Raw genomic sequence first — 12,099 nt, 5'->3', positions numbered from 1 at the left:
CACCTGATCCGGCCGGAAACCCGACCCTCTCAAGAGGCAACTTTTCCAGCCTAACCACTCGGACCCTTGGAGTCAAGTCCAGGTTCCTCGGACGGTCGTGCTGGCGTCAGGCGCTCCTCGTCCTACCTCGTGTCCCCGCCTCTCGGCCCGGGTCGGCGTCCGTGTCGCTCTGACCTGGAATAAGTTACGTGGCGGGAAACGTAACGTCAAATCCCCAAGACAGCCGGAGTTTCCGCAGGTCGCGGCGCCGCGATTCGGGCGCCGACGGACCTGAGTCACACCGATGTGACTCAGGTCATGACGACGTCAGCGACCCGCGCGCCGCGCACCCGCGAAGTTCTTCTTGCCGCGGCGCAGCACGAGCCAGCGCCCGTGCAGGTAGTCGGAGTCGGCGGGGGTCCATTCCGGATCGGGAATACGCGTGTTGTTCACCGACGCACCTCCCTCGGTGACGGCGCGCCGGGCCGCGCCCCGGCTCTCCGACAGACCGGAAGCGACCAGCAGATCCACGATGGTGGAGCCCTCGGCGGCCTCGGCCACCGCGCCGTCCACCGCGGCCTCGGACAGCGCCGACGCCAGCGTCGGTTCATCGAGTTCGTGCAGGTCACCCCGGCCGAAGAGAGCCTGGCTGGCCAGCTGCACCGAGCGGGTGTGGGCCTCGCCGTGCACCAGCGTCGTCATCTCCGCGGCCAGCCTGCGCTGCGCCTCCCGGGCGTGCGGGCGCTCCTCGGTCGCCTGCTCCAGCTCGGCCAGTTCCTCGCGATCGAGGAAGGTGAACCAGCGCAGGTACCGGACCACATCCGCGTCACCGGTGTTGACGAAGTACTGGTACCAGGCGTACGGGCTGGTCATCTCCGGATCGAGCCACAGGCTGCCGCCACCGGTGGACTTGCCGAACTTCTTCCCGTCGGCGGAGGTCACCAGCGGCGTGGTCAGCGCGTGGACATGCTCGCCGTCGATCCGGCGGTTCAGCTCGACGCCGGCGATGATGTTGCCCCACTGATCCGACCCGCCGACCTGCAGTCGGCAACCGTGGCGGCGGCGCAGCTGTACGAAGTCGTTGGCCTGCAGCAGCATGTAGCTGAACTCGGTGTAGGACATGCCCTCACCGTCCAGGCGGCGCTTGACGGTGTCGCGGGCCAGCATGACGTTCACCGAGAAGTGCTTGCCGATATCGCGCAGGAAGTCCACCGCGGTCAGCGAGCCGGTCCAGTCCATATTGTTCGCGATGACGGCGCCGGTCGGCCCGTCGCCGAGGTCGACGAAGCGTTCGAGCTGGCCGCGGATCCGCTCCGCCCATTCGGCCACGGTGTCGCTCGAGTTCATGACGCGCTCGCCCACGTCGCGCGGATCGCCGATCAGACCCGTGGCACCGCCCGCCAGCACGATCGGGCGATTGCCCGCCTGCTGGAAACGCTTGAGCGTCAGCAGCGGCACCAGATGCCCGGCATGCAGGCTGGCCGCGGTCGGGTCGAAGCCGGCATAGAGGGTGATCGGCCCCTTCGCCAGATCCGACCGCAGCTCGTCCAGGTCGGTGGACTGCGCGATCAAGCCACGCCAGGTCAGTTCATCGATGATGTCGACGCTCACGCTGCCCCATCTTTCCGCACTGTTTTTCTGCATCGACGCTCAGGTACCGCCCAGTGTGATCGGCAGCAGCGCCCACCGGCAATCGGATATTCAGCGGAAATCGACTTGCCAGGGCGACGCGCAGGGGTGCTTGGGCCGACGGCGGTCATGACGCCACCGCGGGCTGCTCTGCTTCGGCGCGATCGGCCACGGCCGACCCGGTGTGGCCGCGCATCCCACCGGAAACCGCCGAACACAGCGGCAATCGACACCCGCACCCGGCCACGCCGCCGAACCCGCAGCCCTGCTACCCGAGGGCCGCCTTCAGACTGCTCAAGTGCACCCTGCTGGCGGATGCCGCGGCCTCGGGCGATCGGGCTCGGATGGCGTCCAGCAGTACCTCGTGGGCCTGGTGGTCGGCGTGTTCGTCCGGCAGCGGGCGCAGGCGGAGCATGTCGATCATAGCGTGGCGCAGGCGGGGGACGAAGGCGTCGAACATCCCCGTCAGCACGTCGTTGTGGGCGGCCGTCACGACCGTGCGATGGAAGGCCGTATCAGCGTCCACGAGATCCTCGACCGATCCCGTGGCCTCGGCGCGGGCGGCCAGTGCGCGCCACATGCCCCGCAGGTCGGCGGGCGTGCGGCGGGCCGCCGCCAGTGCCGCGGCCTCCGCCTCGATCGCGATGCGGGCCTCGATGACGGTGACGATGTCGGCCCGGCGCAGCATCGTGTCCCAGTCCTCGGTCACCTCCAGTGCGGTGACGAAAACCCCTGCGCCCTGGCGGCTTTCGAGCACTCCCTTACCGGACAGCTCGCGGATGGCCTCGCGCAGCGTGGAGCGGCCGACACCCAGCTGGGCGGCCAGGGTCGTCTCCCCCGGCAGCTTGTGACCGAGCCGCCATTCACCGGCGCGGATCCTGTCGAGAAGCACCTCCGCGGCCTGGGCGGCCAGCGGATGCCTCTGTACGTGCGCCAAGACCCTTCTACCTCTCTACTTGTCTGAGGAGTTGTTTGTGGTTAGTCTATGCCACATGGGACAGGGTCTGCTTCTTCTCGGCCGCCGCGGCGGGGTCTGATCGACCGGCACCCTGCCCGCGGGTTGCTGGGCTGCGCCGGTCATCTCCTCCGACGCGAAAGCAACCGCAGACATGTTCACTTCCTCCCCCTCGTGGAATCGCCAGCGCCCGTCCGTCATGCCCTCGCACCGCTATCGCAGTGTGCACGAACGGGTTTCGGTGCCGGTCGCCGACCGGCAGTGGCCCACGAACCGCATCACCGAGGCGCCGCTGTGGGTGCCGGTCGACCTACGCGACGGCAATCAGGCGCTGGCCGAACCGATGGACCCTGCTCGCAAGCGCCGGTTCTTCGAGCTGATGGTCGCCATGGGCTACAAGGAGATCGAGATCGGCTATCCGAGCGCCTCGCAGGCCGATTTCGATTTCGTGCGGCTGATCCGCGATGCCGCCCTGGCGCCGGAGGACGTCACGCTGGTGGTGTTCACCCCGGCGCGGCGGGATCTGATCGAGCGCACCGTGCAGGCCATCGACGGCATCACCAATGATGTGGTGATCCACATGTATACGGCGACGGCGCCGCAGTGGCGGGACGTGGTGCTGGGCCGCTCCCGCGACGAGGTGGCCGAGCTGATCCGGTCAGGCGGGCGGGACGTACTGGAGCTGGCCGGGCATTTGCCGAACGTCCGATTCCAGTTCTCCCCCGAGGTTTTCATGCTGACCGAGCCGGATTTCGTACTGGAGGTGTGCGATTCGATGACCGCGCTGTGGGATGCGACGCCGCAGCGGCCGGTCACCCTGAATCTGCCCGCGACAGTGGAGGTCGCGACGCCGAACGTCTATGCCGACCAGATCGAGTACATGCATCGCAATCTGTCCCGGCGCGACGGCGTGGTGCTGTCGGTACATCCCCACAACGATCGCGGCACCGGAATCGCCTGTGCCGAACTGGCGGTGTTGGCCGGGGCGCAGCGGGTAGAGGGCTGCCTGTTCGGCAACGGCGAGCGCACCGGCAACGTCGACATCGCCACGCTCGCGCTGAATCTGCATGCGCAGGGCGTGGATCCGCGGATCGACTTCTCCGATATCGACGCGATCCGCGAGACGGTCGAGTACTGCACGGGCCTGCCTACCCACCCGCGGCATCCCTACGTGGGCGATCTGGTGTACACGGCGTTCTCGGGGACGCATCAGGACGCGATCAAGAAGGGGTTCGCCGACCATCGTGCGCGGGCCGCGCGGCGGGGTCTGTCGGAGCGTGAAATTCCTTGGGAGGTACCGTATCTGCCCATCGACCCGGCCGATGTCGGCCGCTCCTACGAGGCCGTGATCCGCGTCAATTCGCAGTCCGGCAAGGGCGGCATCGCCTATCTGCTGGAGACCGAGTACGGGGTGACGCTGTCGCGGTCCGAGCAGGTCGAGTTCGCGCGGCACGTGCAGCGCCACACCGACGAGACCGGCGCGGAGGTGTCGGCCGAAACGCTCTGGGAGCTGTTCACGGAGTTCGCTCCGGAAGCGGCAAAGGCAGTTGCCGTCTCGAGGTGACGCGGCGGACGTGAACGGCCGGAGGCGGAGCGGCAAAGACAGGGCTCAGCTACTCTCCGCGCTCAGGCAGATCGTTCGGCCCGCGGGGCCCGCGGGCTGCGGCGGTAGGCCGAGACGGCGGCTGAATCCTGCAGCCACAGCCGCCAGGGCCGGTCGGCGGCGAGGCTGACACCGACGCGGGGTCCGGCACCGATCGCCCCGGCGGCGGCGATCTCCGGGCCCAGCTCGAGCCGGATCGGCGACTTCGGATCGAACAGGTGGGTTCCGTAGTCCGCCAAGGTGATTCCCAGGGCGCTGCCGAGATTGCCCGGCCCCCGCGCCAGAGCGGCGTCGGTGCGGGCGGCCGGGCGGCGCGCGCGAGCGGTCTCGTGTCCGGCGATCACCTCACCGGCCCGGATGAGGACCGCGCTGGCGATGCCGTCCGGTCCGCTGGTTACGTTCACGCAGGTATGCATGCCGTAGCTGAAATAGACGTAGAGCACGCCGGGCGGGCCGAACATGACGGCATTGCGCGGGGTGCGGCCGCGGCCGGAGTGCGCGGCCGGGTCGTGCCACGGCCCGGCCGGATCACCGCCGTACGCCTCGACCTCGACGATCCGCACGCCGACGGGCCCGGACCACAGCGTGGCACCGAGTAGCCGGCGCGCAGCCTCCAACGGTTCGACGGCAAGCTCCTCGGCAGACACAGCGGTCCATTGTCCCAAACCGCACGTCATCGGAACAATCGTGGTGGCCGTTCGCCTCGGTCTTGCCTACTTGGGCAGGTCGACCAGCCAGCGATCTACGCCATCGTGCCCGGAGCAGGTACCCCGGCGGTGCTGACTGAAGCTGTACGTCCCGTCGTTGCATTGCGCGGTGGCGCCGTCCGGCGGCGTCGCGCTCTGCTGAGGACGCTGCACACAGTTGTTGTCGACGTTCTCGTACTCGCCCGCACCGCACACGAACTGCACGGGTCCGGCAGTCGCAACGGGTGCAACCAGGGCGGAGGTGGCGACGGCGGCCGCGAACAACAGCGGCGCGAGACCGCCGGTGCTCCGACCGGCGACCGTGCGGCGAGCCCGATCGACGACCCGCCCGATATTCGTGATCATTTCGAAATCCCTTACAGCAGAACTCTTCTCATCGAATGAGAAGTTCATCCCCCAGTGCTGATCACACTACGCCGGACCCCCGGCACATTCCGAGCGATCCTCTCCTCGAAATGACGAAAGTCCCTGCGGCTCAGGGCCAAGGTCAGCTGGTGGCGCCGGCGTCGCGCAGGCCGTCGAGCTTGTCGGGATTGACCTGGAAGCGGATGTTCTGGACGCGGCCGTCGACGATGTCGTAGGTGAGCGCGCCGATCGGGTGGTCGCCGACGAGAACCAGCAGGCCGAGTTCGCCGTTGATGGTCGCGGGGGTCATGTACGCACCGGCGGAGGTGGGTTTGGCCATGGCGCCGAGCATCCAGCGCGCGACGTGGTCGGGACCGTGCAGCGGGCGCCGCGCCGCGGTCACCTTGCCGCCGCCGTCGTTCCACAGCGTCACATCGGGGGCGAGCAACTCCATCAGGGCGTTGACGTCGCCCCCGTGCGCAGCGGCCAGGAACTTGTCCGTAACCTCCTGGCGCACAGCCGAATCGGTATCGCAGCGGGGACGGCGGGACTGCACGTGACTGCGGGCGCGGTGGGAGATCTGGCGCACCGTCGCCTCGGGGCGTTCGAGGTAGCCCGCGATCTCGCCGTGCGAGAAGCCGAACACCTCGCGCAGCACGAATACCGCGCGTTCCACGGGCGTGAGCGTTTCCAGCACGACCAGCATCGCGGTCGAGACGCTGTCGGCCATCTCGGTCTCCTCCGCGGCGTCGGTCGTGGTCAAAAGTGGTTCGGGAAGCCAAGGGCCGACATAGGTTTCGCGGGTGGCCCGGGCCGAGGTGAGGCGGTTCAGGGACAGGTTCGTCACCGTGCGCACCAGGTAGGCCTTCGGGTGGTCGACCGCATCGCGGGCGGCGGCGTGCCATTTCAGCCAGGCGTCCTGCAGGACGTCCTCGGCGTCGGACACACTGCCCAGCATCTGGTACGCGGTGCCGAACAGCAGGCGCCGGTGTTCGATGAAGGGGTCGGCGGCCGGATCGGTTCCGCGGGTGTCGTCCTGCATGGGGGTCAATGCTTCCGGGAGGTGGACGAGATCGGCAAGGACCGCCGATGGCTCAGGTGTGCCATCGGCGGTCGGGCGGGCTCAAGCGGCCTGCCGGGTGGCGCGTCCGCCCTTCGACAAGGCGACCGCGACGTTCATCTTCTTGCTCGCCTTGAAGATCGGCACGGGGCTGCCGCTGACGCTCTCCTTGTAGAAGATCGCCGACCGGCCCTTCAGGTACCACCGCTTGGGGGTGTCGTCGGCATTGGTGAACTGGATGACCGCGTCCTTGCGGCCCAGGCTCACCGGCTGATGGAAGTAGCCGAACCGGAACGGCTTCACCACCCTGCCCCGCAGCCGCCGGGCAATGGCGTCCGCGACATAGGCGGCGGTGGGGATGCCGCTCTGGCAGGTGCCGTGGATCTGTCCCCACGCCATCCGCACCGCGGCGGCGTCGCCGACGGCATACACGTCCGGATGCGAGACCGACCGCAGGGTCGGATCGGTGATCACCAAACCCTTTGCGTCGGTGTCGATTCCGGCGTCTTCCGCCAGCTTGGATACGCGCACGCCCGCGGTCCACAGGGTCAGATCCGACCGCACCGATTCGCCGGTGCCCAGTTCCACCGCATCCGGCAGCACCTTGATCACCTGCATTCCGACCTTCCGGACGATCCCGAGGCGGTCCAGCGCCCGATTCAGGTGCGCGCGGGCCCGCTCCCCCATCATCGCGCCGGGCTCCGCGCTGGCGATCAGGGTGACGACCAGCCCGGGATGGCTCTCGGCGATCTCGGTGGCCGCCTCGATCCCGGTGAGGCCGCCGCCGACCACCGTCACCGCGCCGCCCGTCGCCGCGAGCTCGGTCAGGCGCTGCGAGAAGCGGTGCGCCCGGCGCGGATCGTTGAGCGTCCACGCATTCTCGGCCACGCCCGGCACCAGCGTGGTGTCGGTGGTGCTGCCCAGCGCGTAGACCAGGGTGTCGTAGCCCAGCTCGGTGCCGTCGTCCAGGGTCACGCGGTGCGCGACCGGGTCGATGGCCGCGGCAGCGGCCCTGCGGAACTCCACCCCGGAACCGTCGAGCAGCCGCGGGATGCGGTGGTCGGCCAGCTCCTGCCCGGCGGCGATCTGATGCGAACGCAGCCGCTCGGTGAACCGCTCCGACGGATTCACCAGCGTGATGCGCACATTCTCCCGGCGGGTGCGGTGCGCCACCCGGACGGTGGCCATCATGCCGGTGTAGCCGGCGCCCAATACGACGATCTCGTGGACCTTGTCGGTGTTCATGGTGTTCCTCCAATGCGCTCGTTATGCGAAGTCGGCCATTGGACAAGACAGGTGCGCGGAACGTGACAACTCAGATTGTGACCTGCGACACATGATCGCGCGGTCCGCGTCGACCGCCGGCCCTAAACCCGGCACCCGCCGCCGCGGGCGTCAGGAGCCGCCGCGCCGATTCACACATCCGCGTCGCCGGACTTCGCGCCGCGCGGCGATCGGGGTGCAACCCGGAAACCGGCCGCGCCGTCTCGGGGACAAAATCCGGGGACGAATCCGGGCGCTGCCCGATGTTGCCCGCGGCTCGGTCTTTCTAGCGTCGATGCATGTCCTCGGTTGGCGGGTCGCGGCGGCGGCGAATTCTGTTCTGGCTCGGTGCCTTTGTTCTCGTGGTCGCGAGTTCGGTCGGGGCCGGGGCGGTGTGGTTGTACTCGGGCGCGAAGGTGTCGACGGTCGGGACGGTGGACTTCGCCGAGGAGTTGACCGTGCCGCCGCTGGCCGACGGGCGGGTCGACGCCGACGGAACCCGCGTCTTCGATCTCGAGATGCGCTCGGGGACAAAGGAATTCCTTTCCGGTCAGGCGACGCCGACCTGGGGGTTCAACGGCGATTACCTGGGGCCGACGCTGCGGGCGCGGCGGGGTGAGACGGTGCGGGTCGACGTGCGCAACTCCCTGGGCGAGGCGTCCACCGTGCACTGGCACGGGATGCATCTGCCCGCGGCGATGGACGGTGGGCCACATCAGATGATCGAGCCCGGTAGCACCTGGGCGCCGCGGTGGAAGGTCGATCAGCCCGCGGCCACGCTCTGGTATCACCCACACCCGCACGGCGCCACCGAATCTCATGTGCAGCGCGGGCTGGCGGGGATGTTCCTCGTCGATGACGCCGCCGAAACATTGCCGCTGCCAAAGACTTACGGCGTCGATGACCTTCCCGTGATCGTGCAGGACGTGAAGTTCCGCGGCGCGCGATTCGACCACAGCCGCGGATCCCTCTCCGACACCGGCTTTCTCGGCGATCGCACGATGGTCAACGGCACGCTGGCGCCGTATCGGGTGGTCGGCGACGAGCTGGTGCGGCTGCGACTGCTCAACGCCTCCACCGCGCGCATCTACAACTTCGGCTTCTCCGACGACCGCCGATTCGCGCTGATCGGCACCGACGGCGGGCTGCTGGAGCGCGCCGCGGAGCTGGACCGGGTGCAGCTGTCACCCGGCGAGCGCGCCGAGATCGTGGTCCGGATGCGGCCCGCCGAGCGGGTGGTGCTGCGCGGCTATCCCACCGATCTGGGGCTGGACTTCTATGCCAGCAGATTCACCGGCGGCGACGACACCTTCGACATCCTCGAACTTCGGGCCACCGAAAACCTCCGTGCCACAACCGAAGTGCCGGAGAAGCTGGCCGCCGCCCGGCTGCCGGACGCGGCCGAGTCGGTCCGCGAACGCGGCTTCGATCTGCAGCTCGCCGGGATCAACGGGCGACCGATGGCGATGGACCGCATCGACGCCACAGTCACCCGCGGCACCACCGAGACCTGGGTGGTGCGCAATACCGACGGCATGCTGCACAACTTCCACGTCCACGACGTGCAGTTCGCGGTGCTGACGGTGGACGGGGCACCACCGCCTCCCGCACTGCGCGGGCCCAAGGACACCGTGCTCGTGCGGCCCGGCAGCACGGTCCGGCTCGCGCTGCGCTTCGACGGCCCCGCCGATCCGGACACCCCGTACATGTATCACTGCCACCTGCTGTGGCACGAGGACCAGGGAATGATGGGCCAGTTCGTGGTCGTGGAGCCGGGCGGGGAAGCGGGCAGACCGCCGCATCACGGAGGGCATTAGATCCGGACTTCACCTCCATGACCCCGACGGGGGCGGTTCGGGGTTGCGCAGCGGACTGCCAGGGGTGCAGAATTCATCAGAGAATGAATTCAACACTCGATGAATTGGGGTGACCATGACGGCACCGAGTTCCCCGCCCGCGATCGAGGTCGATGATCTGCGGGTGAGCCGCGGCGGACGGGAAGTGCTACACGATGTTTCGCTCACCGTGCCGACCGGCTCCATCACCGGGCTGCTGGGCCCGTCCGGATGCGGCAAGACCACCCTGATGCGCAGCATCGTCGGCACCCAGATCATCGAATCGGGGTCCGTGCGGGTCCTCGGCGAACCGGCCGGGGCGGCCGGGCTGCGGGCCCGGGTCGGCTACGTGACGCAGGCGCCGAGCATCTACGACGATCTTGCCGTCACCGAGAACGTCTCGTATTTCGCTGCGCTGTACGGTCGTTCGTCCGCGGATGTGGCCGCCGCGATCGAGGCGGTCGGCCTCACCGACCATGCCCGCCAGCGCGGCAACCAACTCTCCGGCGGGCAGCGCACCCGCGCCTCGCTCGCCTGCGCGCTGGTCGCCGATCCCGAACTGCTCGTGCTCGACGAGCCCACCGTCGGCCTGGACCCGGTGCTGCGGGTGGAGCTGTGGGACCAGTTCCACGCCCTCGCCGAGCAGGGCCGCACCCTGCTGGTGTCCAGCCACGTGATGGACGAGGCCGAACACTGCGACCGATTGCTGCTGATGCGCGACGGCCATCTGCTCGCCCAGCTCAGCCCCGACGAATTGCGAACCGACACAGGCGAAGCGAGCCTCGAAAACGCGTTCCTCGCGCTGATCAAGATGGGAGGGGCGCGATGACCATGATTCTGGTCCGGACCGACAGACAGCGGGAGACCGCCTCCCTCGCACCGATCAACACAGGGAAGCGCGCGATGACCACGACCCTGGTCCGGACCGACAGACAGCGAGAGACCGTCTCCCTCGCACCGATCAACATGGGAGAGGCCGCAATGGCCACGACCCAGGCCGTGCCCGACGCACAGCGGGAGACCGAGTCCCCCGCATCGATCAACACAGGAGGGGCGCGATGACCACGACGCTGGTCCAGCCGGTCACACCGCGGCCGCTGCGCTGCTACACCGCCACCACCGTACGAATCCTGCGGCAGTTGCGCGCCGATCATCGGACCGTCGCGATGCTGCTGCTGGTTCCCGCGCTGCTGCTGTCGCTGTTGTATTTCGTGTATCAGGATTCCCCGACCGTGCCGGGCGTGCCGCGCCTGTTCGACCGGGTCGGGATCAGCATGCTGGGCATCCTGCCGTTCATCGTCATGTTCCTGATCACCGCGATCGCCATGCAGCGCGAACGCACCTCGGGCACGCTGGAGCGGCTGATGACGACGCCGCTGTCGAAGCTGGACCTGCTCGCCGGCTACGGCACCGCCTTCTCGGTGGCGGCCGCCGGGCAGGCCGGGCTCGCCTGCCTGGTGGCGTTCTGGCTGCTCGATCTGAACGCCGCCGGAAGCCCGTGGCTGGTGGTGCTCATCGCCGTCGTGGACGCGGTGCTCGGCGTCGCGCTCGGCCTGCTGGCCAGCGCTTTCGCCCGCACCGAATTCCAGGCCGTACAGTTCATGCCGGTGCTGGTGGGACCGCAGTTCTTCCTGTGCGGGCTGTTGGTGCCGCGCGGGCAGCTGCCGGATTGGCTGGAGGTGATCAGCAACGTGCTGCCGTTGAGCTATGCGGTGTCCGCGCTGCAGGAGGTGTCGCAGCATCCGGGTGCGACCGCGGAGATGTGGCGGGACCTCGCCGTGGTGGCGGCCTTCGCGGCCGTCGCGCTGTGCCTGGGAGCGGCGACCCTGCGCCGCAGGACTCAATGACGGCGCTGAACGGCGGCGGGCGCAGTGGGCGCCGGCCGGGCCGTTCCGGGACCCGGGAGGCGATTCTCGATGCCGCCCGGACCCGGTTCGCCGAGGTCGGATTCGACAAGGCGTCCATTCGATCGATCGCGGGGGCGGCGGGCGTGGACCCCGCCCTCGTGCACCACTATTTCGGCACCAAGCAGGAATTGCTGATCGCGGCGTTGAACCTGCCGATGGATCCGGACGAGATCCGTGCCGAACTCGCGACCACGCCGGTCGACCGGCTCGGCGAGACCATCGTGCGCACCGTGATCGGCGTGTGGGACTCCCCCAGCGGCACGCCCGCGATCGTCGCGTTCCGCACCATCATCGACAGCGGAGACGGTGCGCTGGCGCGCAACTTCCTGCTGGAGGTGGTGCTGAAAGATGTGCTGCCGCGGGTGGATTCGCCGCCCGGCTCGGGTATCACCCGGGTGCTGCTGGCTGCCTCGCAGATGATGGGGCTGCTGATCGCCCGCAAGATCGTCGGGGTGGAGCCGATCGCGTCGATGAGCGGGGATCAGCTCGCGGCGCTGATCGGGCCGAATATGCAGCGGTATCTCACGGGGGAACTCGAGCTGCCGGAATCTGAGCTGCGCTGATACAAGTGGTGCGGAGGATTCCGGCTCAGCCCTGGGCTGCGAACGCCTCGTGCTCGGCCTCGGTCACATCGCGCGCCTCATCGATGAGAAGCACCGGAATCCCGTTGTCGATCGGGTAGGCGCGGCGCAGGCGCGGGTTGTAGAGCACGCTGTCGCCGTTGCCGTCGCGGACGAGCGACAGCGGGCCCTTGTCCTGCGGGCAGGCCAGCAGGCTCAGCAGGGTCGGGTCCAAGGTTTCCTCCGCCATGACCGA

12 protein-coding genes and 1 pseudogene are annotated in these 12,099 nt (G+C 68.7%); 6 read left to right on the top strand and 7 right to left on the bottom strand.

Annotated features, from left to right (window positions below; translation table 11 throughout):
- Positions 1 to 306: 306 nt before the first annotated feature.
- Positions 307 to 1,590, bottom strand: coding sequence for a tyrosine--tRNA ligase (tyrS, locus tag NM1_RS31755; RefSeq protein ID WP_068028416.1), 1,284 nt, complete (start codon positions 1,588 to 1,590; stop codon positions 307 to 309).
- 286 nt (positions 1,591 to 1,876) lie between these two features.
- The gene (locus tag NM1_RS31750; RefSeq protein WP_068028413.1) at positions 1,877 to 2,545 is read right to left on the bottom strand and encodes a FadR/GntR family transcriptional regulator; all 669 of its coding nucleotides are present in this window, start codon (positions 2,543 to 2,545) and stop codon (positions 1,877 to 1,879) included.
- 217 nt (positions 2,546 to 2,762) lie between these two features.
- Between NM1_RS31750 and NM1_RS31745 the strand changes: the two are divergent.
- A pseudogene (locus NM1_RS31745) lies at positions 2,763 to 4,080 on the top strand (2-isopropylmalate synthase); the annotation flags it as partial.
- Between the two features lie 109 nt (positions 4,081 to 4,189).
- Here NM1_RS31745 and NM1_RS31740 read toward each other — a convergent pair.
- From NM1_RS31740 to NM1_RS31725, 4 genes are all read right to left on the bottom strand, one after another.
- Positions 4,190 to 4,813, bottom strand: coding sequence for a DNA-3-methyladenine glycosylase (locus tag NM1_RS31740; protein ID WP_246011345.1), 624 nt, complete (start codon positions 4,811 to 4,813; stop codon positions 4,190 to 4,192).
- A 66-nt stretch (positions 4,814 to 4,879) separates the two neighbouring features.
- Complete coding sequence (locus tag NM1_RS31735; RefSeq protein WP_211339407.1) at positions 4,880 to 5,218, bottom strand: DUF3761 domain-containing protein; 339 nt, start codon at positions 5,216 to 5,218, stop codon at positions 4,880 to 4,882.
- Between the two features lie 142 nt (positions 5,219 to 5,360).
- A complete protein-coding gene (locus tag NM1_RS31730; RefSeq protein WP_068028407.1) occupies positions 5,361 to 6,260 on the bottom strand; it encodes an RNA polymerase sigma-70 factor in 900 nt (299 codons plus the stop codon).
- 81 nt (positions 6,261 to 6,341) lie between these two features.
- Positions 6,342 to 7,523 carry an NAD(P)/FAD-dependent oxidoreductase gene (locus NM1_RS31725; RefSeq protein WP_068028405.1) on the bottom strand — a complete coding sequence of 394 codons (1,182 nt, stop codon included), beginning with the start codon at positions 7,521 to 7,523 and terminating at the stop codon, positions 6,342 to 6,344.
- A 317-nt stretch (positions 7,524 to 7,840) separates the two neighbouring features.
- On the opposite strand from NM1_RS31725, the gene NM1_RS31720 reads away from it, so the two are divergent.
- From NM1_RS31720 to NM1_RS31700, 5 genes are all read left to right on the top strand, one after another.
- Entirely contained in the window at positions 7,841 to 9,358 is a 1,518-nt protein-coding gene (locus NM1_RS31720) for a multicopper oxidase family protein (protein ID WP_084520226.1), read from the top strand.
- Positions 9,359 to 9,473: 115 nt separating this feature from the next.
- The gene (locus tag NM1_RS31715; RefSeq protein ID WP_068028402.1) at positions 9,474 to 10,205 is read left to right on the top strand and encodes an ABC transporter ATP-binding protein; all 732 of its coding nucleotides are present in this window, start codon (positions 9,474 to 9,476) and stop codon (positions 10,203 to 10,205) included.
- A complete protein-coding gene (locus tag NM1_RS42660) occupies positions 10,202 to 10,438 on the top strand; it encodes a hypothetical protein (RefSeq protein ID WP_114699594.1) in 237 nt (78 codons plus the stop codon). Before NM1_RS31715 ends, NM1_RS42660 begins: the two co-directional genes overlap by 4 nt.
- The gene (locus NM1_RS31705) at positions 10,435 to 11,223 is read left to right on the top strand and encodes an ABC transporter permease (protein WP_068028396.1); all 789 of its coding nucleotides are present in this window, start codon (positions 10,435 to 10,437) and stop codon (positions 11,221 to 11,223) included. The genes NM1_RS42660 and NM1_RS31705 overlap by 4 nt, the downstream gene beginning before the upstream one ends.
- Positions 11,220 to 11,846, top strand: coding sequence for a TetR/AcrR family transcriptional regulator (locus NM1_RS31700; RefSeq protein ID WP_068028393.1), 627 nt, complete (start codon positions 11,220 to 11,222; stop codon positions 11,844 to 11,846). The genes NM1_RS31705 and NM1_RS31700 overlap by 4 nt, the downstream gene beginning before the upstream one ends.
- 25 nt (positions 11,847 to 11,871) lie before the next feature.
- Here NM1_RS31700 and NM1_RS31695 read toward each other — a convergent pair whose 3' ends face one another.
- Positions 11,872 to 12,093 (bottom strand): Trm112 family protein, encoded by a 222-nt coding sequence (locus NM1_RS31695; RefSeq protein ID WP_068028390.1) that lies wholly within the window; start codon positions 12,091 to 12,093, stop codon positions 11,872 to 11,874.
- Between the last annotated feature and the right edge of the window lie 6 nt (positions 12,094 to 12,099).

Origin of the sequence: Nocardia mexicana NBRC 108244, from assembly GCF_001613165.1 — a bacterium.
GTDB lineage: Bacteria > Actinomycetota > Actinomycetes > Mycobacteriales > Mycobacteriaceae > Nocardia > Nocardia mexicana.
Note: the sequence above shows the minus strand (reverse complement) of the source record. Positions and strands in the feature narration are given on the sequence as shown.

Excerpts from the sequence above, each read along its gene's own strand:
- NM1_RS31735 (WP_211339407.1), bottom strand. The coding sequence starts at position 5,218 with ATGATCACGAATATCGGGCGGGTCGTCGATCGGGCTCGCCGCACGGTC.
- NM1_RS31730 (WP_068028407.1), bottom strand. The coding sequence starts at position 6,260 with ATGCAGGACGACACCCGCGGAACCGATCCGGCCGCCGACCCCTTCATC.
- NM1_RS31725 (WP_068028405.1), bottom strand. The coding sequence starts at position 7,523 with ATGAACACCGACAAGGTCCACGAGATCGTCGTATTGGGCGCCGGCTAC.
- NM1_RS31720 (WP_084520226.1), top strand. The coding sequence starts at position 7,841 with ATGTCCTCGGTTGGCGGGTCGCGGCGGCGGCGAATTCTGTTCTGGCTC.
- NM1_RS31715 (WP_068028402.1), top strand. The coding sequence starts at position 9,474 with ATGACGGCACCGAGTTCCCCGCCCGCGATCGAGGTCGATGATCTGCGG.
- NM1_RS42660 (WP_114699594.1), top strand. The coding sequence starts at position 10,202 with ATGACCATGATTCTGGTCCGGACCGACAGACAGCGGGAGACCGCCTCC.
- NM1_RS31705 (WP_068028396.1), top strand. The coding sequence starts at position 10,435 with ATGACCACGACGCTGGTCCAGCCGGTCACACCGCGGCCGCTGCGCTGC.
- NM1_RS31700 (WP_068028393.1), top strand. The coding sequence starts at position 11,220 with ATGACGGCGCTGAACGGCGGCGGGCGCAGTGGGCGCCGGCCGGGCCGT.
- NM1_RS31695 (WP_068028390.1), bottom strand. The coding sequence starts at position 12,093 with ATGGCGGAGGAAACCTTGGACCCGACCCTGCTGAGCCTGCTGGCCTGC.